General features: G+C 54.5%; 21 protein-coding genes. 8 read left to right on the top strand and 13 right to left on the bottom strand.

Annotated features, from left to right (window positions below):
• Positions 1-102 precede the first annotated feature (102 nt).
• The 4 genes from SACSAC_RS12160 to SACSAC_RS12140 all read left to right on the top strand — a co-directional run bounded on the left by SACSAC_RS12160 (position 103) and on the right by SACSAC_RS12140 (position 3,684).
• On the top strand, positions 103-1,359 hold the full coding sequence (locus tag SACSAC_RS12160) for an MFS transporter (protein ID WP_051507069.1): 1,257 nt from the start codon (positions 103-105) through the stop codon (positions 1,357-1,359).
• A complete protein-coding gene (locus SACSAC_RS12155; protein WP_051507068.1) occupies positions 1,316-2,029 on the top strand; it encodes a TetR/AcrR family transcriptional regulator in 714 nt (237 codons plus the stop codon). The genes SACSAC_RS12160 and SACSAC_RS12155 overlap by 44 nt, the downstream gene beginning before the upstream one ends.
• 491 nt (positions 2,030-2,520) lie before the next feature.
• Entirely contained in the window at positions 2,521-3,060 is a 540-nt protein-coding gene (locus SACSAC_RS12145) for a DoxX family protein (protein WP_037286690.1), read from the top strand.
• Positions 3,061-3,285: 225 nt separating this feature from the next.
• Entirely contained in the window at positions 3,286-3,684 is a 399-nt protein-coding gene (locus SACSAC_RS12140) for a hypothetical protein (protein ID WP_037286687.1), read from the top strand.
• 95 nt (positions 3,685-3,779) lie between these two features.
• On the opposite strand, the gene SACSAC_RS12135 is transcribed toward SACSAC_RS12140, so the two are convergent.
• The 3 genes from SACSAC_RS12135 to SACSAC_RS12125 form a co-directional block, all read right to left on the bottom strand.
• Positions 3,780-4,289, bottom strand: a complete 510-nt coding sequence (locus SACSAC_RS12135) for a hypothetical protein (protein WP_037286684.1) — start codon at positions 4,287-4,289, stop codon at positions 3,780-3,782.
• 184 nt (positions 4,290-4,473) lie between these two features.
• Positions 4,474-5,520, bottom strand: coding sequence for a glycosyl hydrolase family 18 protein (locus SACSAC_RS12130; RefSeq protein WP_037286682.1), 1,047 nt, complete (start codon positions 5,518-5,520; stop codon positions 4,474-4,476).
• A gap of 136 nt (positions 5,521-5,656) precedes the next feature.
• Positions 5,657-6,028, bottom strand: coding sequence for an IDEAL domain-containing protein (locus tag SACSAC_RS12125; protein WP_037286679.1), 372 nt, complete (start codon positions 6,026-6,028; stop codon positions 5,657-5,659).
• Positions 6,029-6,253: 225 nt separating this feature from the next.
• Here SACSAC_RS12125 and SACSAC_RS12120 point away from each other — a divergent pair, with 225 nt between their 5' ends.
• Positions 6,254-6,676: an Rrf2 family transcriptional regulator gene (locus SACSAC_RS12120; RefSeq protein WP_037286676.1), complete on the top strand. Its 423-nt coding sequence runs from the start codon at positions 6,254-6,256 to the stop codon at positions 6,674-6,676.
• 227 nt (positions 6,677-6,903) lie between these two features.
• Here the strand turns inward: SACSAC_RS12120 and SACSAC_RS12115 are convergent, their stop codons facing one another.
• The 3 genes from SACSAC_RS12115 to SACSAC_RS12105 form a co-directional block, all read right to left on the bottom strand.
• Positions 6,904-7,947, bottom strand: a complete 1,044-nt coding sequence (locus SACSAC_RS12115) for an ABC transporter substrate-binding protein (protein ID WP_037286674.1) — start codon at positions 7,945-7,947, stop codon at positions 6,904-6,906.
• Positions 7,948-8,151: 204 nt separating this feature from the next.
• Positions 8,152-10,806 carry a cation-translocating P-type ATPase gene (locus tag SACSAC_RS12110; RefSeq protein WP_037286671.1) on the bottom strand — a complete coding sequence of 885 codons (2,655 nt, stop codon included), beginning with the start codon at positions 10,804-10,806 and terminating at the stop codon, positions 8,152-8,154.
• A gap of 240 nt (positions 10,807-11,046) precedes the next feature.
• Positions 11,047-12,540, bottom strand: coding sequence for a DUF4153 domain-containing protein (locus SACSAC_RS12105; protein ID WP_037286668.1), 1,494 nt, complete (start codon positions 12,538-12,540; stop codon positions 11,047-11,049).
• Between the two features lie 140 nt (positions 12,541-12,680).
• Between SACSAC_RS12105 and SACSAC_RS12100 the strand changes: the two genes are divergently transcribed.
• Positions 12,681-14,486: an ABC transporter substrate-binding protein gene (locus tag SACSAC_RS12100; RefSeq protein WP_037286665.1), complete on the top strand. Its 1,806-nt coding sequence runs from the start codon at positions 12,681-12,683 to the stop codon at positions 14,484-14,486.
• A 233-nt stretch (positions 14,487-14,719) separates the two neighbouring features.
• Complete coding sequence (locus SACSAC_RS12095) at positions 14,720-15,115, top strand: RidA family protein (RefSeq protein WP_037286661.1); 396 nt, start codon at positions 14,720-14,722, stop codon at positions 15,113-15,115.
• Between the two features lie 376 nt (positions 15,116-15,491).
• Here SACSAC_RS12095 and SACSAC_RS12085 read toward each other — a convergent pair whose 3' ends face one another.
• Entirely contained in the window at positions 15,492-16,514 is a 1,023-nt protein-coding gene (locus tag SACSAC_RS12085) for a potassium channel family protein (protein WP_037286655.1), read from the bottom strand.
• A 246-nt stretch (positions 16,515-16,760) separates the two neighbouring features.
• On the opposite strand from SACSAC_RS12085, the gene SACSAC_RS12080 reads away from it, so the two are divergent.
• Positions 16,761-17,273: a DUF4178 domain-containing protein gene (locus SACSAC_RS12080; protein WP_037286653.1), complete on the top strand. Its 513-nt coding sequence runs from the start codon at positions 16,761-16,763 to the stop codon at positions 17,271-17,273.
• A 286-nt stretch (positions 17,274-17,559) separates the two neighbouring features.
• Here the strand turns inward: SACSAC_RS12080 and SACSAC_RS12075 are convergent, their stop codons facing one another.
• The 6 genes from SACSAC_RS12075 to putP all read right to left on the bottom strand — a co-directional run bounded on the left by SACSAC_RS12075 (position 17,560) and on the right by putP (position 22,643).
• The gene (locus tag SACSAC_RS12075) at positions 17,560-17,973 is read right to left on the bottom strand and encodes a DUF350 domain-containing protein (protein WP_245608629.1); all 414 of its coding nucleotides are present in this window, start codon (positions 17,971-17,973) and stop codon (positions 17,560-17,562) included.
• A complete protein-coding gene (locus SACSAC_RS12070) occupies positions 17,973-18,614 on the bottom strand; it encodes a hypothetical protein (protein WP_037286650.1) in 642 nt (213 codons plus the stop codon). Before SACSAC_RS12070 ends, SACSAC_RS12075 begins: the two co-directional genes overlap by 1 nt.
• Positions 18,615-19,832: a glutathionylspermidine synthase family protein gene (locus SACSAC_RS12065; RefSeq protein ID WP_037286647.1), complete on the bottom strand. Its 1,218-nt coding sequence runs from the start codon at positions 19,830-19,832 to the stop codon at positions 18,615-18,617.
• The gene (locus tag SACSAC_RS12060) at positions 19,829-20,566 is read right to left on the bottom strand and encodes a hypothetical protein (protein WP_342666461.1); all 738 of its coding nucleotides are present in this window, start codon (positions 20,564-20,566) and stop codon (positions 19,829-19,831) included. Before SACSAC_RS12060 ends, SACSAC_RS12065 begins: the two co-directional genes overlap by 4 nt.
• Positions 20,567-20,621: 55 nt before the next feature.
• Positions 20,622-20,834 carry a hypothetical protein gene (locus SACSAC_RS12055; RefSeq protein ID WP_037286645.1) on the bottom strand — a complete coding sequence of 71 codons (213 nt, stop codon included), beginning with the start codon at positions 20,832-20,834 and terminating at the stop codon, positions 20,622-20,624.
• Between the two features lie 357 nt (positions 20,835-21,191).
• Positions 21,192-22,643, bottom strand: coding sequence for a sodium/proline symporter PutP (putP, locus tag SACSAC_RS12050; RefSeq protein ID WP_037286643.1), 1,452 nt, complete (start codon positions 22,641-22,643; stop codon positions 21,192-21,194).
• Between the last annotated feature and the right edge of the window lie 233 nt (positions 22,644-22,876).

Raw genomic sequence — 22,876 nt, 5'->3', positions numbered from 1 at the left:
AAATCGGGAAATTGATGACATTTACTTCTCCGGTAAAAAGGAGTATGCTAATCAAGTTCATAAGAGTTACACACTGTAAACCATATAAAAGGAGCTTGTCCCATGTCTTCTTCCACCCTTTCGCCTCAACCGTCAAACAAAATCGGACTTCCCATGTTCGTGTTGATGCTCAACTTGTTCATCGCGCTGCTGGGGCAAGGGATGGTTATCCCTATTCTGCCCGATTACCTGAAGCAGTTCGGCGCCGCCGGAACGGCTGCCGGTTATCTCGTGGCGGCTTTCGGCGCTGCGCAATTTCTGTTCTCGCCCATCGGCGGGCAATTATCGGATCGCTTCGGCCGGAAAAAGCTGATCATCGCCGGATTGTTCCTGACGGTCATCTCGGATTATTTATTCGCCATCGGACATACGCTGACCCTCCTTTATATCGCCCGCTTCATCGGAGGCATGGGGCTGGGCCTGATGGTGCCTTCGGTCATGGCATACGTTGCCGACAGCACCACGACCGAGACCCGGGCCAAAGGCATGGGATATCTCGGCGCGTCGATGAATCTCGGGATGGTACTCGGCCCCGGCCTGGGCGGGCTGATTGCCGAGTTCGGCATCCGCATGCCTTACTATTGCGCCGCCGGACTCGGGCTGTTGGCGACGTTGCTGTCGCTGCTGCTGCGCGAGACGCTGACCCCGGAACATCGACAAGCAGCCGGGCGCCGCAAACGCGAACCTTTTATCCGTCAAATGACCGACTCGTTCCGCACGCCTTACTTCCGGTATCTGCTGCTCGTGCTGGTCATGACGTTCGGACTGGTCAACTATGAGACGGTTTACGCGCTGTTCGTCGAGCAAAAGTACGGCTTCGACGCCCGCAGCATCTCGGTCGTCATTACGCTGGGAGCGGTCATCGGGATCGTCTGCCAGGTCTGGCTGCTGGATCGCATGGTCCGTCGCTTCGGCGAAATGAAACTGATCCGAATCTCGCTGGTCATGACCGCCATTGCCCTGCTGCTCATGCTCGTCAAGTTCAACCTGATCTATCTGCTGGCCGTCTCGGCATTATTCTTCGCGTTCAATTCGTTCCTGCGCCCGACGACAGGTACATTGATCGCCAATGCTGCCGGAGACCGCCAAGGCTATGCGGCCGGACTGAATACCACCTATATGAGCCTGGGCAGCATGATCGGTCCGTTGTTCGCCGGATGGCTGTTTGACGTCCAACTGAATTTGCCTTATATTTTGGGAGCTTTTATTCTGCTGGCCGCGCTTGCCCTGACGATGGGGCGCAGCATGCGGTCGGCACAAGAACGGGAGATTGCCCATGAGCGAGACTTGGCACCAGCATCGCAAACACCAAAATCGTGAAGATCTGATCGACGCCGGACGGGAGCTGTTTTTGCAGCACGGCTTTCCGGGCATATCGGTCAAAGACGTCTGCGAACGCGCAGGCGTAAGCCGCGTGACGTACTATAAGCATTTCGAATCGATTGAAGATCTCGTATTCGCCGTTCAAATGCGCGTACTGGAACATATGTCCGAATTCGTTCAGACCATGGACAACCCACAGGCAAACGGCGCTTCGCGGCTACGCCAAATGCTTGAAGCCTGGAGCGTGTACGCAGCCGAAAACAAAGCCTCGATGAAGTTCATTCTGCTATTCGACCTCCATTACGACGCTTACCCGCCCGAGCAGAAGCTGCTGGACCGATACGAGACTTTTATCCGATCCAAAAAAGAACATCACTTCCTGAACGCCGCGCTTGAAGCCGGTATCCGCGACGGTTCTCTGCGAACGGATCTGCACCTGTACGAAACCGGAGAATTCGTCTTCACCGCCATGATGGGATTGCTGCAAAAGCTCAGTCTCTCGCGCGGAATCAATCAGGAGTCTGGCGTCCCGAGCACCTCCGCCGAATCCGAACCTCTCCATACTCATGAACAAGCGCCTACGACGACCTTCATCGATGCCCCTCGCCAGAGCATCTCGAAGCGCTTCATCGATATGATCCTCAGCTCCCTGCGCAATCAGGCGTAAGCCGAAGCTCTTCCCTACTACAAGAAAAACAAAAAGCCCTTTTCCTTATGGAAAACAGGTTAGGTGCCGAGAACGTTCACCGTGCCTGGAAGCGAAAAGACGGAGAGAAAAATTCAGTGTAGGAATGAAATGTTCGCCTTTGAAATCGGGAAAATACAAATAAAACTTCAATCCTTTTTCCCGATTTCAACACGCGACCTGAAGCATTTCGAAGAAATGCACTTCGGAAGCCTATGCTGGCAATTTTTCTCGGAGTCTTTTCGCTTCCCCGCGCACAAGCAACTTTCTCGAAAACCTAACCCCTTTCCTTACGGAAAGGGCCTTTTTGTCTCCAAACAAAATTATTTTAAATTTAATCTATACTTTGTGATATAAATCACATTTAAAATTTTAGATTTAATTTATGATAAAGCCATGGAAGAGATCACTTACCAAAAACAAAAGAGCCGCTGCTAAAAGCGACCAAATAAAACTCTAGGAGAGTGGCAAAAATGAACAACTGGCTGAGAAATAACAAAGTGGCAATGTGGTTACTGACCGCGCTTCGCATCTTTATCGGACTTAAATGGATCGAAGGCGGATGGGGCAAGTTGACCGGCGGCGGCTTCGACGCTTCGGGCTTCCTCAACGGCGCGCTGGCTCAAGCAGCTGGCGACCACCCGGCGGTGCAGCCGATGTGGGCAAGCTTCCTCGAACACTTCGCCATCCCGAACGTCGGACTGTTCAACGTACTGGTTCCGATCGGCGAATTCGCCGTCGGCCTGGGGCTGATCCTCGGTACCTTCACTACCTTCGCCGCTCTGATGGGCATGGTCATGAATTTCGCCTTCCTCTTCTCGGGAACGGTTAGCACGAACCCTTACCTGATTATCGCCGAAATCCTGATCGTGGTCGCGGCTCTCAACGCCGGCAAGATCGGTCTGGACCGTTGGGTCATCCCTTACCTCAGAGCCAACGTCTGGGGCCGCAAAAACAAAACCGGCGATGTCATCGGCAGCACCTACGGCAAAAACAAAGCCGGTGCAGCGTAACATCCAAACCCATACCGCCTCCGACATTCACAACGAATGCGGAAGGCGGTATTTTTGTTCCGATAAAAAACCAGGCAATACGATTCATTTTGAGGTAAAAACAGGTAAATAAAAGTCTTTAGAACCAATTTACCTTATAATGAATACAAGCAACCAAGCTTAAAGTCCGTTCGGGAGCGGTCATTAGAGTCAGGTGCTATTTTCATCGGAGGGGATGACATACATATGGAAAAATCAAAATTAGGAATTTCGGTAGGTTTGCTGGCTGCGGGGATGTATTTTTTGGGGATGGTCAGCCTTCTGGCTTTGATCGTTGTCGCAGGTTACGTACTCCTTAAGGAAGATAACGCTTGGTTGAAAAGAAGTGCCGTCAAGGCTTCAGCCATCGCTATCGTTTTCGCTTTGTTGGGACTGATCTCGCCGCTGCTTACCGGGGTAATCAGCTCGTTGATCACGCTTAGTTCTTCGTACAGTACTTGGCCGCTAGGGCTTTCTACGCTATTCAACACCGTAATCAATTTGACGCAGTTCTTGATCATGGGTCTTCTGGGCTTGCGCTCGCTTCGTCAAACCGAAGTCAAAATCAACAAGATCGACGATCTGATCGACCGTCATATCGCCTAACTCGGGCTTCAGGGACGTTCGTCCGTCAAACGCATACATATCGGCAACAAACAAGCAGGCCTCTTCGTTCCCGCATTTGCGGAGAGAGCCTGTTTTTATTTCAACAACGACTTGGATGCAGGCACATCCACTCCGTGACTCCGCGCCAAATCGATTAAAGCGGAAGCTCCGAAACGAACAGCCATCAGCACCTCGTCGCGTTCTTCAGCCGTGCGATAAGCAGGCAAGTCGTCTTTTTCCTCGTCCATGAAGTTCGGCGCGCCGCTGCTGTAATACGGATGCCAGTCTGCATAAGGAGGAGCAGCGGCAAAAGCATGCTGATTCGTCGGCTCGGCTTCGAATGTCTCCGTCGGGATCGCTCCGAGAACCGATACGGCCGGCTCCAAGGCTAGCGAAGCATCTGCTCCTTCTTCTGCGCATAACATCAACAGCTCCAGTAATTCCGCAGCCCGTTCCGGGTCCCTCAGCGTAACCGGAGCGCCGTTCCCGGACACTTCATCTGCGACCAATTCGCTCAGCATCAGCCCCGCCCATTCCGCAATCTCCGTCGCTTCTTCCGGCAATACCCGAATGCGGATCATATCCCCGCTATTTTCCTTTTGCATGTTAACTCCTCCTTTTGGACCGACTTGAGCCGATCGCTCTTCTTGATTTCATTTTAAAAGATAAAATAAGAAGATAAAGAGAAGATAAACAAGCGATTTTTTCGTATTTTAAATCCGATGAACATTCGACCCGCGCATGGACGGCATGACCTATGCGATCGAACGCGGCAGCGTACGTCTCAGCCTATTTCAAACCTGCCTGCAACGCCGTCCAAAAACTCTGATCCTCCATGCCGAGCGCATAGACCGAAATTCCGGCCAAACCGTATTTTTCGACTAATCGCGCTTTGAGCTTGATACTATATTCGTCTTCGTACCACAGCGCATGCTGATCACCGTCGTCGGCCGTGTAGCGGAGCATCATGGACTTAGACTCGGCGTCTCGCGTTCCGGCCTTGTTCAATTCTCGAATCAGCGTGCGAACCTCTGTCCATGCCGTCATTCCTCCGCTTTGATCCGTCGGGTCGGACAGGTTCCAATCATTGCCGTAAGCCGGGAGGCCTGCGAGCAGCTTGGAAGGATCGACCTCGGTTACGGCAAATTTCAGCGAAGCGTCGATCCAGCTCAAGCCTGCCGCGGAGCCGGGTTCGCCCCAAATGCCGTGTTCGTCATACGTCATGACCTGCACCAAGTCCGCGTGACTGCCGATCGCCTTGTAGTCAAACGCGCCGGACCAACCGTTTTCGGGGTCATCCTCGGTTTTCGCGGGCACGGACACCATCGTCTTTTTTCCGAACTTGCGCATCTCTCTCGCCGTATCGCGCACAAACCGGCTTAACGCTTCCCGATCCTCCGGCCGAACTTCTTCGAAGTCGATGTTGATGCCGACGTAATCGTTGTCGCGTAACGTATCCAGCATATTGCGAATCAAACGAATTTTCGCGGCAGGCTTATGGAGCACGTCATGCGCGATATCTCCGTCCCAGCCGTTTTCCCCATAGTTGGACACGAGTGCGTAGGCATCGATTCCGTATCGGTCTGCGGCATCCAGTGCTTTTTCCGGAATGAAACCGACCAGATTCCCTTGCGCATCCGTATTCAGCGTATCGGTCGCCAGCAGATTGAAGCGGTTATGATACCGCTCCAGCGAAGCGTCCGATTGATCCGTATAGTAACCGAGGACAATCGGACCCTCGTCTGCGTTGTTCGAATCGGCGAGACCGGGCGTTTTCCCGGAAGTTAGGATTAAAGCTGCAGCAAGCAGGCCGGCGGCTATTTTTCGAATGATCATGGTGGCGCCTCCGTTTCCGCTATCCTGAAATCGCAAAAAAAGCGGCCACCGTCCGAAGACGATCCCGCTTTATGCGTCTGACCCTAATCTATAATGTTCAAGCTGAATTCGCAACTCTAAAATGAGGTACCCCGCCTTAACGAACGTCCGGAGATCCCAAACGATTGACCGGCTGATAGCCTTGTCCGTCGCTCCGTCGTCTGGCCCGCTTCGGACCGCTGCGCAGTTCGTTCGTCAGCTCCATAAACCAAGCCTCGTCCCGAATTTGCAGAGCCAAGTCGATCAGGCTGCGAATCTCCTGCTCGCTTTTGCGCGGACTTTCCGACAACTTCTTCATTCCGCGATCCGATACGGCAATTTCTTTGCCCATCAGCTCCCGGTTGTCGCTATGGGTCACTTGCAGCAAAGCCGTCTGGATCGGCGCGCTCGCGGCAATCAGATAGCCGTGTACCAGAGCGCCGTCGTCGGTGTATGCTTGAACCCAATCTCCCGTCGTCCATTTACTCATTTTGATACACCTCTCTCTTCCCCGTTTAGAAGTTTGTTGTTTGCCTGATTCGCCTAAAAGAATTATACTTGGACTATAACTGTAATTATAAATCATACAGTTCGAAAGGTCAACAAAGGTGAAACCGATGTCGCTTTACTTACTCTATGGTGTGCAAGGTTACTCCCCGCGTAAGGCCTTTTAGAACTTATCCTTATATTAAGTCAAGTTGCGGAGGGATAAACAATGAATAGCGAATTTCCTACAGCCGTGCACCTGCTTGTCTACTTAGCCAACTCCCTCTCGAAAACGGCTAACAGCGAAGAACTTGCCGAAAATGTCGGGACCAACCCCGCACGCGTCCGCAAAGCGATGGGATGCCTGCGCGAAAAAGGTTGGGTCGGCACGCGCGAAGGCGTAGGCGGCGGCTACTTTCTTAAGGTCGAGCCTGCCGTGATCCGTCTGGCCGATGTCTATCGGGCGGCATGCTGCGGCGGGCTCCGCCCCAAGAAAGGCACCGGAAGCTCGGACAGCGACTGCAAGATTGCATCGGGCATCTCTGACGCTATGGACCACTACTTTGACGAAGCTGAGCGTCGCTACCTGGATTACTTCGACGGCGTGACCGTTCAGGATGTATTGAACCGAATCGTGAGCGAAAACGAATAAGGTACCCGACAATCTGAAATTCAGTATGAATTCGCTTCGTTTCGGGTCGCCGTTAACTTTTGCAAAAACGCCAAAAGGCCGTGTCTCAGGACGCGGCCTTTTGGCTATCGGACGATCACTCGGTCCTGGTACCTTATCAACTCTTAATCAGAGGTAACCTTGCCTTTAACGTTGACAAGGTCCTGGCGTTATGCACGAAATGACGCTTTTCCGCGCTGATCTTCGGCTTACTGGGCGCCTACCACGCTGCTCAGTACGTCGTCGATCATTTCACCGTTGGCCACGGCGCCTGTGTAGAGCCAGCTTTTTTCACCCGTAAACTCGTACACTTGGCCTTCTTTGACAGCCGGAATGTTCTGCCATACCGGATCGGTCAGGATCTGGTCCTTGGTCTTGCCACTGCCGTTCACGAGGAAGATGTAATCCGCATCCATATCGGCCAGCAGTTCCAACGACAGGCTGCTCCAGTTCGCTTCGCTTGCTTCGGAAGATTGCTTGACAACATCCGGTACCGTCATGCCCAGATCGTTGTAGATCACGTCTCCGCTCGACAGGTTTTGGTTAACCACGTACACGTCGCTGTCCAGCACCCATAACGCAGCCGCTTTTTTCGCGCCGCCCGTTGCTTCGTCCAGCTTCGTTTTCGCGTCTGCGGCTTTGGCTTCGTAGTCGTCCAGCACTTTTTGGGCTTCGTCTTTTTTGCCCAAAACTTCGCCTACCGTCAACAATTCGTCTCTCCAGGAATTGTTTTGCGCGTTACCTACGACATAAGTCGGCGCGATCGCGGAATACTGTTTGTATTTGTCTCCTGCTACCATCTCCGCGCTATCCATCAGGATCAGGTCCGGCGAATAGCTCGCGACCACTTCCAGCGGAAGATCCGACGGAATGCCGGGAACGCCGGACAACGAATCTTGCAGATAATCTTGATAGGAATTCCCTTTGATCATCCATTGCGCCACAGGCTTCACGCCGAGCGCGACCAGATTGTCTTCCAGGTACGAAGCGATGATCGCTTTCGGCTCGGCCGGAATCGTCACTTCGTTGCCCATGGAATCGGTCAGCACGCGGTCTTCGGTCGGAGCGGCTGCTTCTTCCGTCGTCGTGTCGGCGGTTGTCGTATCGGTCGTCGTGTCGGTTGCCGCCTGCTCGGTCGGTGTTTCCGTCGTCGCTGCCGTATCGGTCGTTGCATTGTTCGAACATGCGCTAACCACCAAGGCCAAACCGCCGACTATAGTAAAAGCCAAGCTTTTGAATGTTTTCTTTTTCATGAATATGTAGCCCCCGTTTGTGATCTTTTATATTGATAATGATTCTCACATCCACAAATATAACCGTAATCGCTACGTTTCGCAACCTTTGCAGAGAAATAATGCGTCAAAAAAAGAAACGTCTCGCAGCTGCGGCAACTGTATAAAAAAGCGCCGAGAACAGCGAAACGTTTCTTTTCAATCCTATTCAATATGCCGCAATGATTATGCCCGGCTGCGACTGCGCTCGATACGCACCCGAATCACTTTGATGATCTCCATCAGAATAACGGCGCCCAGAGCCAATGCCGAAGCGATCAGCCAGTCGTTCACGCCGAATTCGGCCGGGATCGAGAAGATATCGCGCACGCCCGGAAGCAGCGTTACCGCGTAAAGGACGAAGCAGAACAGTACCGCGCCCAACACGTATTTATTGGAAAAGAATCCTGCGCCGAATGCCGTCTGCGTCTGCGAACGGGCGGCGAAGGTCTGAAGCGTACGAGCCAGAATCAGCGTCGTGAACGCCATCGCCACGCTCAATTCCGGCGACTGCTGAAGTCCGATATACTGCGACACGATAACCGCGATACCGATCAGCACGCCGCGGATAATGACCGTTTGCAGCGTACCGCCCGCGAAGATGCCTTCCTTGATATCCCGCGGCTTGCGCTGCATGACGTCCGGTTCGGCTTTTTCCATCCCCAAGGCGATCGCCGGCAGCGAATCGTTGAGCAGGTTGATGAACAGCAATTGCAGTGCCGTGAACGGATTGATCCAGTCGAACACGAGGGCGAACAGGATCGCGATGATCGCGCCCAGGTTGCCCGAAAACAAATAGGCGATCGACTTTTTGATGTTATCGAAGACGGTCCGGCCGACTTCGACCGCGCTGACGATCGAAACAAAGTTATCGTCCGTCAGCACCATCGCCGCGGAGTTTTTGGCCACGTCGGTACCGCTGCCCATCGCGACGCCGATATCCGCCTGCTTGAGCGCCGGAGCATCGTTGACGCCGTCGCCGGTCATCGCGGTGATGCGGCCTTTTTTCTGCCAGGCGCGCACGATCCGGATTTTGTTCTCCGGCGATACCCGTGCATAGACTGCGATATGTTCCAAACGGTTGTCCAGCTCGCTGTCCGACAAAGCATCCAGCTCACGGCCCGTCAACGCTTCGTCGCCTTCCGTCATCAAGCCGATGTCGCGTCCGATCGCTTGCGCCGTCGTCTTATGGTCGCCCGTGATCATGACCGGACGGATCCCCGCGCTGATCGCTTCTTTGATCGCGCCGTATACCGCGTCGCGCGGCGGATCGATCATGGCGGTCAGGCCGACGAAGACCAGATCGTTCTCGTCGCTCTCGTCCACGGTCACGCCGTCCGCGATTTCTTTGTAACCGAACGCCAGCACCCGCAGCGCGCGGTCGGAGAAGTCTTCGTTTTTGGCTTGAATCTTGCGCAGCCATTCGTCGGTGAACTTCTCTTCCCGCTCGCCGATCCGAATCTGCGCGCAGCGGTCAAGCAATACGTCCGGTCCGCCTTTTACGAGCAGCAAACGGCGTCCGTCGATCGTATGTACCGTCGACATCAGCTTGCGGTCGGAGTCAAACGGAATCTCGCCTTCGCGGCCGAACTCGCTGCGCACTTCTTCATGGTTGCGGTTCTTTTTGGAACTGTAGGCAAGCAGCGCCGTTTCGGTCGGATCGCCGATCTCCTGTCCGTCTTCGTTGATGCGCGAATCGTTGCACAGCACCGCGATGCGCATCAGCCACTGTTCGGAATCCGTCCATTGACCCGGATCGTCAGGGATTTGTTCGTCCCGTCCTTCCGGCACGTAATCGTCGACGACGGTCATCTTGTTTTGCGTCAGCGTACCCGTCTTATCGGTACAGATGACGCTAGTCGATCCCAAGGTCTCGACCGCGGGCAGCCTCCGTATGATCGCATGACGCTTGGCCATCTTGTTCGTTCCGACAGCCAATACGATGGTCACGATCGAGGACAGTGCCTCGGGAATCGCGGCGACCGCAACGGCAACCGCGAACATGAACGAATTGAGGATCGCGCCCGTCATATCGTTCGTATCGCCGGAGAACCATTCGCGTCCCGCTTCAACGCCGAAGATGACGATACACAGAATCAGAATGAACACGCCCAGCTTTTTGCTGAAACTTTCCAACTTGCGTTGTAGCGGCGTCTGCTTGGCTTCCGCGCTTTCCAGCAATCCGGCGATTTTGCCGATCTCCGAGTTGGCTCCGGTTCCGGTAATCACCATCGTGGCGCGTCCGTAGACCACCAATGCGCCGCTGAACGCCATATTGCGCCGATCGCCGACGCCGGACTCTTCGTCGATGGTCTCGATATGCTTCTCGGCAGGCTCCGATTCGCCCGTGAGCATGCCTTCATCCGTCTTGAGCGAGCTGCTTTCCAACAGACGCCCGTCGGCAGGCACATAATCTCCGGCCTCCAACAGCACGATATCGCCGGGCACGACTTCCCTGGCTTCGACGGTCTCCACGCGTCCTCCGCGCTTGACCTTCGCCGACGGGGCGGACATCTGCTTCAATGCGTCCAGGGAGTTCTCCGCTTTCTTGGTCTGCACGACGCCGATGATCGAATTCATGACCAATACGGCGAAGATGATAATCGATTCGATAATCTCGCCCAGCGCCAGCTGCACGATCGCCGCCGCCAGCAGCACGATGACCATCGGATCTTTGAACGATTCCAAAATCAGCTTCCAGACCGGGTCCTTCTCCCGTTCCTTCAACTCGTTATAACCGTGCTCTTCCAGTCGCCTGCTCGCTTCCCCAGAATCCAATCCTTCCGGGCGGGACTTCAGTTCTTTCAGCGCCTCTTCGCCACTTTTACGATAAAACTCCACGAAATCCCTCCTAAATGATTCACAAGATCCGGCTTCTCGGATAATCCAAAGCAAGATGCGCGTCTATAGCCTTTTTTGCGATCAAGACTATTTAACAAACCGGTCGCTCTCTCCTTTTTACCCAGAAGAGGTTGACACCGTTCCATATCTTCAGCCGTTTTTTCAGCAAATTTCAAAAGAAAAAGGCAGAAGTTCGAAAAATCTTCGAACTTCTGCCCTTTTCCGCAAATTCACTATGTTTTACTCGACATATCGCTGGAATAAGTCGCGCGCTCGCCAGTCCGACACATTCCAGGACTGCCATGCAGGACGTTCCGTCAGCTCCTGCACGGCCTTTTCCCGAAGCAGCGAATCGAACGCCTCTCCGCCTTCTCGGGAGCTGTATTCAACCAAGACGGGTACAGCGTCTGAGGACAAACCCATCAGATAATCCAGATCCGCCGAGGCCTCTTCCCTCTGCAGATTCAGCAAAGCAATCATCCGATCCATCAAAGAGTAATTCACGGCCAGATACGCACAGACCGCCAGCGCCACCATCCATCGTCCCAGCGGCAACCGCCGGAATCGAATGCACAACGCGAACAGAATGAGCAGCAGAAACAGAAAGATCATGAACGCATGGACCAGGAACCGCAGCCGCGTATATCCGTAGGCTTCTTCATACATCAACAGGCGGGAAAAAGCCGATCCCAGCATCGCCGCCGAACAAAATACGAGCAGTACCAACAACCCGTTCAGCACTTTACGCATCTTGCCTTCGCCGGGATGAGTCGCGTACATGCCGATCAGCAGCAGGGCAAAGTTGATGAACGTGACCCCGATCAGCTCTCCGAAGCCGCTTCGCGCATACTCCGCATAAGAAGCCGATTCCGGCAGCACGCCTTGCCACGCTCCGAACAGATACGAGAATTGAAAAGCGACGAACAGCACGTAGACGATATTCAATGTAATCATCAGCGTAACCGTAACCAGCGTCTGGAATTTGGCCGGAGCTTCGATCAAATTGGCCATCGCGGGTCCCTGCACGGGCGGCTTCCGACGGGGAGAGCGAAATCCCGCCAGATAAGCGAAAAAGAACGCGCCGATCACGACAGACCAGATCAGCCTTGCAGCCCCGTCCCCGAGGGTAAGATTCGCGAACCAAGTCGGGATCTCCCCCGCCATCGTGCGCAGCACCCCGTCCGCCGAAAACAATAAGATCAAAACGATAACCAACACGGGAACGGCGATCAGCAGACCGTACATCACCTGCTTGAACGCGGAATCTCCTTCTTCCGTCGGCTTGTCTTCAGGTTCGGACTTACGGCGGAAAACGGCCAGCAAGTCCGGAACATGCAGCAGAGTCTGCTTGATTACGTGTCCGATCGCATCGGCGATCAGCATCGGATCGTGCCAGCTTCTTTTTCGATCGCTTAACAGATAAGTCAACTGCCAAGCGACCAGGCCAGGCAAAGCCATCAGGTTAAGCACAAAAAATACCGGATTGTCGAACAGCCCGTACGTCAAAGCCAATAGCAGCACAGCGGCCGTCAGCAGCCACCCGGCCCGTTCGGGCGGACGAAGCGCCTCTCGCCCGAACGTCCAAAAGTAAGCATAGAACAACAGCAGAAATAACGGCACGGACACCCCCGGTACCCTCCCGAAAAACAATAGCTGATGCAGACCTCCGAGCGCCAACGCTGCCGCGATCGGTAGCAGCAGACTCCTTTTGCTTTCTATCGTCGTCCCATTCATTTTCCCAAACCCCTCCGTCGTTCGCACAGGCTTGCTTGCCCGTCCGCATTGTATTCTTTTTCCATTGTAGATGTTAAAATAAGAAGATAAATAGAAAGGTTTGGCAGTGTTTTTTCTTATTTTGTAAGGGGGAGCAAATCATGAAGCTGCACAGGCAATTTCTACTGCTGCATGAACGGTACGGGGCGGAAGTAGCGGAAAGCAACGGGGTTCAGGTGACGTTGGCGGAAGTGGCGGAAACGCTGGACTGCACGCACCGAAGCGCATTGACCGTTATCGGGAAAATGGCGGATGCCGGCTGGATACACTGGTCGTCGCAGCGGGGGCGCGGCAAGCGCTCCGGATTGTCTTTTCTGGTGACGCCGGAGGATATCGCTGCGCAATCGGTAGCGGATGCGATCCGGCGAGGGGATTTTCGGGGAATCGCGGGCGAGTTGGGGGACAATGCGCCTTCACCCGCCATGCAAGGACGGCTGCAAGAATCGCTGCGCTCGTACTTCGGCCACCATTCGGAGATGCGGACGGGCCGTCAGGTCGATACGCTGAGACTGCCGATTCGCCAGCAATTGCATGCGCTTGATCCGATCCGGACCAACCTGCTCGCCGAATCGTTCGTCGTGAGCCATGTCTTCGACGGACTTTTGCGGCAGCAGGCGGGGTCGGACGAGATTCTGCCTGCGCTTGCCCATCATTGGGAATCGTCCGAGGAACAGAAGTGTTGGACCTTTTATTTGCGAAAAGACGTACCGTTCCACGATGGGCGAATCTTGAGTTCGGAGGATGTCGTGTACACGTTCGAGCGCATGCTTAAGCTGTCGGAACGTATGCTGTACGGCTTTATGTTCCGGAATATCGAAGAGGTATCCGGGATCGGTCCGTTGACCGTGCAGATCAAGCTGAAGCGTGCCCATTCTCTGTTCCTGCCTTTTCTATGCACCAGCCGGACATCGATCGTGCCGAAAAATGCGCTGGCGCGCGGCGAAGAAACATTCAATCGGCAGCCGATCGGAACAGGCCCGTTTCGCGTAGCCGAATTCGATCGCGATTTATGCGTACTGGAAGCGTTCACTGCGCATTACGCGGGAAGAGCGCATCTGGATCGGGTAGAAATCGTCAATATTCCGTGGCAGATGCAAGGAGAGGAAGAGTCGGGCGGAGAATCGGATTTGCCGTTCCATGTCTTGCCGGGTGCTGCAACGAACGGTTCTTCCGAAGCCAAAGAAACGCGCGCACTCCAGCGAAAAATCCTGCCGAGCCACGGAAACGAGCTGCCTGCCTATTCCGGTCCTGCGTCCAAACCCGCTGCATGGACCCAGGCGCATGCCGAAGTATTTTCGCGTAAATTCGTGACCTGCAATACCAAAAGCGGCCCGCTGCGCGATCCCGCGAGGCGAGCTGCGGTCATTGCCGCTATCGCCGAACGCGAAGCGCCGAACAAGGCTGTTGCGGCAAAAGGAGAAAACAGCGAAACCGAAAATCCGTCCCCGCTGCGCCTGTTAACCATTCCGCAATATCGCCAAGATGCCATTCTGATCCGAGATCGACTGGAGCGACGGGGATATACCTGCCGGATCATCATCGTAACGGTAGACGACTTCAAAGGACGAACCCGTCTGGCCGCGGACCTGATCCTGTTCTCGCTAATCCGCGACCGCGACGAACAGCTCCGTCTATTCGATCTGTATATCACCTTGTCGGAACACGCCGACTCGAAGACCCGTCTGTTGATCCGCAGCGCGCTGCGCCAAGCGGCCTTCGAATCGACGCCGCGCGGCCGCGGGCGAGAGTTGGACGATATCGAGACGCTGCTCATCGCGGGGCATCAATTGCACGTATTGTACGAGACGCCGCTGCAAACCGCCTATCTGCCCAGCATACGTGGGGTCAGCTTCGGCTCACAGGGCTGGATCGACCTGCGCACGATCTGGTTTCCGCCCGGGCATTGATGCGCCGTTGTATGGTACACTGTCAGCAAGAATCATCCATCATTCTGTCGATCGGAGGTCCGAACCGTGAAAAAAAGAATTTAGCTTCTCTGGCAACAGGTTACGGATACTCCACTGCCGTTTTCTTTTAAAAGATCGCGAATTGGCGGAGTCCGCCCGATTTCGATCTTACACGGAATACAGCAGAATAAAATCGAGGCATGTCGCCATGCCCAAGAATGAGAGGGATTACAATGACCGAATCCATTATCCGCAGCAACCCTTCGTCGATGCCCGCACCGGTCGGCAATTACACGCATATCACCAAAATCCCAAGAGGCGCCGAACTGTTCGTCACCTCGGGACAAATCGGAACCGACCTTGAAGGAAATATTCCGTCCGATTTCAACCAACAAGCGCAAAATACCTTCGCGAATATACGCAGCGTGCTTCAATCTGAAGACCTGAACAGCAGCCATATTATTAAGGTCAACGTCTGGGCCACGGAAAAGATTGATTGGGACTTCCTCTACGCCGAGTGGGACAAGCTGTTCGGAACCGACTATCCGGCGATGACCGTCGGCTACCTGTCGGAATTAGGGCTCCCGGAAATCAAGCTTGAAATCGAATTATGGGCGGCACGGCCTTAATTCGGCAAACTGGCAACCGAGGAAGCTTTGCGAAATATCGCAATGAAAACGCAAGAACCCGTGAACGGCGCCGATTGTTTTGCGCCGTCCGCGGGTTCTTTTCAAATCGAGTTTGCACGTATGGGACTGTTTGTATTTTCGAGCGGACATCTACTTTGCACCTTTGCAGATCAATGTTGACGTTTCGTCAGCAATTTCATACAAAAAAAGCTGCTGGCGCTCCAAATCTTGACCTTTTGCATACATCTTCCACTCCGAAAAGCAAGTTTGACGGTTTTATTGCCGAAATATGTGCATTTGGTCAACATTTTTTCAAAATGACCGAATAACGAGCTGGTATGTTGACGAAACGTCAACATACCGAGCTACACCCGGTTTATTTTCCCATACCTGCAATCCGCTGATGCGTCTCTGCATCTGCAACTACATATAGTTTGGCATTCTCCGGAATCGGCGTATCCAGCTTGCGGTTGATGCCCAAGTCTTCGCGATCGGCAATCAACGTTGCGCCTTGTGCCAACAAAGCTTGGAACGCGTCGCCGTACGTTTTCCACGAGCGGTCGACCGCCACTTCGTAGACATCGCTTCCGTTCGTGCGATTGAGCAGCTGCGTGATCACGTCGGAACTGCCTTCATGCAGCGCCGCGCGTACCGCCAAGCGCGAGATGGCGTCGTGCGACAAAATGAATTCGTTCACCTGCGCGTGGCGGAAGTTCTGCACATGGTTCTCCATCGTGATCTCGACCGTCGTATGCACATGCGGCGCGATCCGCTCGATGCTGGACACGACGAGCAGCGACTTGCCGTCGATCAGCGACGCTTCTTCAATGCGTTCGTCAGCGAAAATGATGGCGGCGCGGCAAGTAGAAATGCTCGCTTTCGCCAAAATGGAATCCGCTGCCGGGTCGCCGCTGACGAAATGCACCTGCTCCAAATGCTCCAGCGGATGCCGATTCGATTCGTCGATCAGCACGATTTGTGTTTTCGGCGCATTTTCCAAAATTTCTTCGATCGCCGAACGGGCCTTTTTGCCCCAGTTCACGATCACGATATGCTGCTCTCCTTCGAACGTCAACGTTCCCGCACCCCTTTGCCGCTGCACGTCCGCAATCGAGTCGATCACTTTCCCGATCACCAGACTGAGCAGCCCGATTCCGAATATGTACAGAAAAATCGTAAACGCTTTGCCTGCCGGAGACGTCGCGAAGTAATCGCCGTAACCGACCGTCGCCATCGTGGTCAACACCCAGTAAAAAGCGTTGAACCAGTTGACGAACGTCTCCGGCTCCAACGCGTAAGCGACCGTGGCACTGAAAAGGACGAAAGCCAAAATGATTCCGCCGATCGTCGTTTTGCGCAAATGCATCAATCTTGTCGACAGCCGGATAAAAAAGTGCACGTCCCGCTCCTCCTATAACGTCGTTTCGCTCAAATGCCGCGCTGCGGAAACCGCCCAGCAACTCAAACCCGACAACGCATCATGATGTGATTCCTTGCGAATCGGCCCCTTGCTTGGATTCCGCCCGCGGATCGTCTACGATAAAACCGTAAAGTTTTCCGAAACGCGTCCGCATCGCGCACCGTAAAGCATCCTATGCGAAATCAGCCGGAGTATCGGCTGTAACCCAGGCTGGAGGTCAAAATCATGTCCATGTTCAAACGTATCCGCAACATCTTTGCCAAGCCGGAAGCTCCGATCAAAGAACGCGGCATCCTGGAAATCGGTCCCGGCGACATCTGCGAAGTCTCCATGGTGACGTACGAAGTCACCGGACGCACTCAAAACGCCCGCCGCAAAGCAGTCGTGCTTACGTTACGCGACGGCTCGAACCTGTCCTATCTGGTCATCGAAGAGCGCGAAGAAAACACATACGCGCTGTACCGACCGATCGACGGCCGCCTCGATTCCATCCAGGAAGTCCCGGCCACCATGGACCTGGACGGAACCGTGTACCATCTCGAAGAACAATACAACGGCCACGTCTCCACCACCGGCCGTACCCCGTTCATGCAAGGCGGCGACCAATCCGTCTGGCAGTACCAATCCGACAACATGAAGCTTCTCCGCATCGAATGGATGGACGGCCGCTTCATGCTCTACGAGGGCGAAGACATCCCCCCCGCCGACGTCCGCGTCATCCGCGGCGGCGGAGCTTAAGTCTTTCGATTTTAAACCGCTCTGTTCAGACAAGGCCGCGCCCGCAATTCCAGCGGGCGCGGCCTTTACATGTCCAATTCCCTTCCTCCCCGCCCCTATAGGCGAAAGAGAACTGTTTACGTCGGCGAAGCCAGGCGGAGGGAGAAATTCAGTGAAAAACGCCTTTGAACTCGGAAAGATTCCACTAAAATTTCAAATCGACTTTTCCGAGTGAGACAGCGTTTTGAACGAATTCCCCCCGCCGCCCCCCGCTTCCCCAGCGAACAGGATTTATCTTGAGCCGAATTCAAATAATTAAACTACTGATCGAAATCGCCGTCCCGATAAACACCGCGCACAGCAGCAGTCCGACCGCAACATTCCCTTTTTCCAACTCTTCGCCCACTTTGAACTTCGGCGTCACCAACCCGAATACCCAATACACGATCACGAGGCAGACCTGCCCGATCAGGAACCAAATCGCCATGAACCAGATCGACGTGTTCGTGTAAGCGGAAATGCCCAGCAGAATGCCCGTGGCGATAAATTTGCCGCCGAGCGCGAGACCTACGGCGACGTTGCCTTTTTTCAATTCGTCCATGTCGTTAAACGGTGTCTTGAGGAAGAAAATCAGCATGCCCACGATTTGGAGCACGATGATCGCGACCAAACTAACCCCGATATTGTAAAACGCCATCCAATCAAATCCAAATTCCGCCATCAATTGGCCCACCCCCGAAATTTCGCATATGCCAGATCGTAATCGGCAAAGTCATGTACTTCCTCCAGCACGACAGCCACTTCTTTAGCGTCTTTCAACTTGCCGTAACGCGCTTCGTCGATCGGCTGTTTCATCCTGTTGCCCGAAGGCAGCTCCAATACGGCAAAGTTGCGCGTCTCGCCGTTCAAAGCCGTTTTGTAGACGCCGACCACATCGACATCCGTCGTGAGGGACACCTTCAGATTCTCCAAATCGGTATTGGCCGACGCTTCGTCCGGGTACGATTTGAGCGTCGTCCAGCCGGACAACTGCACGTCGTTGCGACCCTGATCGTCGGTCGTCAAGGTGGCACTCATCGCTTGCAGCGTCCAAATCTGTTGCCCCGTCGCGTAATTGTTGTCGTTCGCCAGCAGCTCGTTATCCGGCAGCACGGTCATGTCGCTTCCGATCAGATCGCCTACCGAACCTTCTTGAATCCGGTAATCCCACGGTACCGTGTTCACGCCCGGCCCGTCGTCGCTGTTCGTGCTAAGCACGGAGCCGTTCGAACAAGCGCCCAGCGCAAGCGCGAGCAGAAGTACCGGCAGCACGATCCACATCCGAAGACGACGTGCATTTGCGTCTTGCATAATTCGCAGCATTTATTCCACTCCCAACGCGATAAAATGGCTGGCATTGCCGGTAATGAGTCCTCCGGCACGGCCCAGCATGCCGCACGGAACGCCGTCGATCACGAACATCCCGGCCAGCAGGTGCAGCTCGCCTTCGGCCGTGTTCACGCGCGGCAAATCCGCTCTTTTTTGGTACACGACCGGAAAAAGGCCGCTCGTATCGTAGCCTTCTTCGTCTTGCAGTTCCAGCTCCCCAGCCTGCCCGTACATCCGCACGGAGCCGCCTTCTCGTCCGAACATGGATTTGGAGACGTAATCGCCGGAAAACAACGGCTTGTTGTATGTAGGCAGCATGTAACGGGAGATGGCGTCGCGCTCCTCGTCGTTATACAGCATGCCCAACTCGTGCAATCCCCAGACGACGGCCATCATGCCTTTGGATTGCAGCAAAATGGCGTGCGGATGATTGAAAAGTCTGAGTTGGCCGCTTTCGACCGCGTAAGCCAGCGCTTCGCCGCCGTCGTCGACCGACATCCATTCTTTCGGATACAAAGCGAACATGCGGTGAATCGGCTGACCTTCGGCGTCTTTGACCAGACCGTCGTCGATCGTAAGCTCCAGGCAGTCCACCAAGCGCATGTCCCGGCCGCTGTGCTTGACCAAGGCTTCAATCGTGCCGGAATCCTCAGCATGCTCGCCGTAAGCAATGCAGGCCGCCGTCTCCGGCTGCTCATACGCCCAAGCGGCCCGAACCTGCTCTGCCATTCCGCCGTTCATGCTGCGCACGCCGAGACGTTCGCACATCCACGGCGTCGCGATCGACGATTCGACGTAGCCCGTCGGCGTATCGGCGTTCAGCTCCAGCAGCTTGATGCTGACTGCTTCCGGCGCTGGGGCATCGGCATCCTGCGAAATCGCAAAATCAAACCGCGCGTATCGGCTGATCTTCGGCTCTTCCGCAACCGGAGCCTGATCGAGCATATTCCATAATACCGGCGGAATGCCGATCAGCTCGTACAGGTCGCGGCGGCGGTGAACGTAACGAACGGCTTTATCGAACACGTTCCACAATCTGCGCGACGCGTCTTCCAACTCGGCGTGTACGGATTCGTCCATCACGGCGACCTGGTCGATCCAGTAGCGTTCGTCTTCGTAATCCGCCCAGGTAAAACCCAACTCGCGCAGCTCTTCCACCCGCGTTTCTCGATCCTCCGACGGTGTGCCTACGATACGAAAAATCCCGCTCATCCGCCGAAGAAGCCTCCCGACTTCGAGCCCGAAGACTTGGAACCCGACGAACTGAGTCCGCTGGATTTGCCGCCTACTCCGCCGGAACCCGACGAGGTCGAACGCCGGGTGATTTTACCCGTGGAATTCGATGTCTTCGGACGCACTGTGGACCCGCTTACCTCGCGGTTCTGGAAACTGCCCGTATTATACGTCCGCGGCGTATAAGGACGGGTCGAACCGGCATAATAACCGCCGCGATTCTGATTCCAAGTGCGCGACGAGTACACGCCCGCGTTATTGAACAAGAAATGGTACAGCATCAGATCGCCCCAGCCGAAGCCCGAACCGTATCCGCCGTAATAGTTATTGACGACCGTGCCGCCCGACCCATCGCTTGGCGCGGTCGTTTGCTCTTGCTCCTGAAGATCTTCTTCCGTGATCGGCAGGCTCCAATCGACCTGGGGATCGTAATACTGTTTGACTTCTTCCGTCGAAGCTTCGACCAACGTCGGCTCGGAAGCGCTGCCGGAATTGTTCGAAGCCAGCGCGCCGCCCGGAATAAATGCCGTATTGGCGATCAGGGCAAGCCCCAGCGATGTCGAAAGCACCTTGATCGGGCGACTAAAGCCCGGCTCGCGATTGTCGCGGCTTGCTTCGACGTTTGGTTTGTGGTTGACGGGTCCGCCCGGCGAAACGGATGCGCTCGCCGAGTCCTCTTTTAACGTATATCGTTCTTTTCCCGTGTGATCCAACGTTTTGTCCCTCCTTCAAAACTTACTCGCACCTTATTTGACTATGGCGTTACCTTTACCCGTGCATCGGAACGAGCAGCAGTTCCAGCTTGCCCGTGTCGACGTTCAGGCGGCCTTCGACCGCTTCATATTCTTTACCCTGAACAACGAGGTAGTTGGCATGTTCGAGCGCGGCTACCATATTCATGCTCCACGGACGCTCTTCGATCTGACGAAGCTCGCCCCCGACCATTTTCTCGAACAGTACGACTGCGATATCTTTATCCATTCGGTTTTCCCTCTTTCTTGAATAAGTTTCGGCTTACGTTTTCTGTATACGTGCTTCGTGGCGAATCGTTGCGGAATGGTTGGGACGAGCGGGGGAGGCGCTGCGGGAGAAATTCGTGAAAGACGCTGTCTCACGCAGAAAACCGTTGGTTTTCCGCGTTCAAAGGCGTCAACATGTTGCTGAATGTTACCGCAGGTTTTCTTCGAAATCCTGTATTTCACTGAATTTCTCCCTCCGCTGGGGCCGCTCGTCTTGTTAAGGGAAGACAGGAAAAAAGAAAAAGCATAAAAAAATCGGTATCTTATTTATACAATAAGATGCCGATTTTAAAAGGTTTTTTTATGCTTTTTGACGAGATTAGGCCAAGGTTGCTTTGTTTCGCTCGGCGCGATCGCCTTTTGTCAGCAAGGTGACGACGAAGATCGCGATCAGGTTGGCGGCGAAGCCGGGGACGATTTCGTATAGGGTTTCTTTGAGCACCGGCACGTTGGCCCATACGATGACGGTGATCGCGCCTGCGGCCATGCCGGCGAGCGCGCCCCAGCGGTTCATTTTTTTCCAGTACAGGCTCAGCAGGATGACCGGGCCGAAGGAAGCGCCGAAGCCGGCCCAGGCGTAAGCGACCAGGGTCAGGATCGTGTCGCTTTTGGTATAGGACAGGGCAAGTGCCAGAACCGAGACGATCAGTACGGCAAGGCGGCTCACGATGTTCAATTCTCGATCGGATGCGCCTCGGCGAAGCAGGATGCGGTACAAGTCTTCAGTCAGTGAGCTGGATGTGACGAGTAACTGCGAAGAGATGGTGCTCATGACGGCAGCGAGCAGCGCGGCGAGCAGGAATCCGGTGATAAACGGATGGAACAGAATATGGGACAGCTCGATGAATACGGTCTCCGGGTCAGCCAGGTTCAAGCCTTGGCGCGAAAAATACGCGGCGCCGATCAGCCCGGTCAGCATGGCGCCGCCCACGGAGAAGATCATCCAGCCCATGCCGATCCGGCGGGCTTTCTTGATTTCTTTGACGGAAGAAATCGCCATGAAGCGAACGATGATATGCGGCTGACCGAAGTAACCCAGGCCCCATGCGAGCAGCGAAACGATCCCCAAGAAGCTGGCTCCTTTGAGCGGATCGAGCAGCGTCGGGTCGATCGCGCGGATTTCACTAAGCGAACCGCCGATTCCGCCGCTATGAATTAACGTCACGATAGGTACCATGACCAAAGCCAGAAACATGATCACTCCTTGTACAAAGTCCGTCCAGCTAACCGCGAGGAAGCCGCCGAACAAGGTATAGGCAATCGTCACGATCGACACGATCCAAAGCCCGGTGTGATAGTCCAATCCGAAGCTCGATTGGAACAACACCCCGCCGGAAACCATACCGGACGAGATATAGAAGGTGAAGAAGATGATAATGACCAACGCGGACACCAAACGAACGATCCGCGTACCGTCGCCGAAGCGATTTTCCAAATAGGACGGGATTGTCATGGAGTCGCCCGCTTCCTCCGTGTAGGTACGTAAGCGCGGTGCCACGTACAGCCAGTTCGCATACGCGCCGATAGTCAGGCCGACTGCGATCCAGCCTGCGCTCAGCCCCTGCGCGTACATTGCGCCGGGCAGCCCCATCAGCAGCCAGCCGCTCATATCTGCCGCTCCGGCGCTCAAGGCCGTCACGGCCGGCCCGAGGCTGCGGCCTCCAAGCACGTAATCCGATAATCCGGATGTTCGCCGATAGGCAAACCAACCGATCACCAGCATTCCCGCTAGATAAATGCCGAGCGAGATCCAAATTTGTGTATTCGCCATGTGTTTCCCCCGATTTTTCTCTATTGATCAGACCTTCGTTGCACGAATGTCATTCCAAGATCGTAATTGATTTACCGCGTTATCGCAATAAATTTTTTATGTCAAAAAATGAATACGCTAACGAAAAGGTATTCGAGAAAAACCAACAAAAAACACAGGGAGTAAATGAGCTTAACCGTAAAAAAGCCCGGTCCCTTAATAAACGGGAATCGGGCTTTGTTGTTTGGACGAAC

Source organism: Saccharibacillus sacchari DSM 19268, assembly GCF_000585395.1.
GTDB classification, from domain to species: Bacteria; Bacillota; Bacilli; order Paenibacillales; family Paenibacillaceae; genus Saccharibacillus; species Saccharibacillus sacchari.
This window is presented reverse-complemented; position numbering and strand designations above follow the sequence as displayed.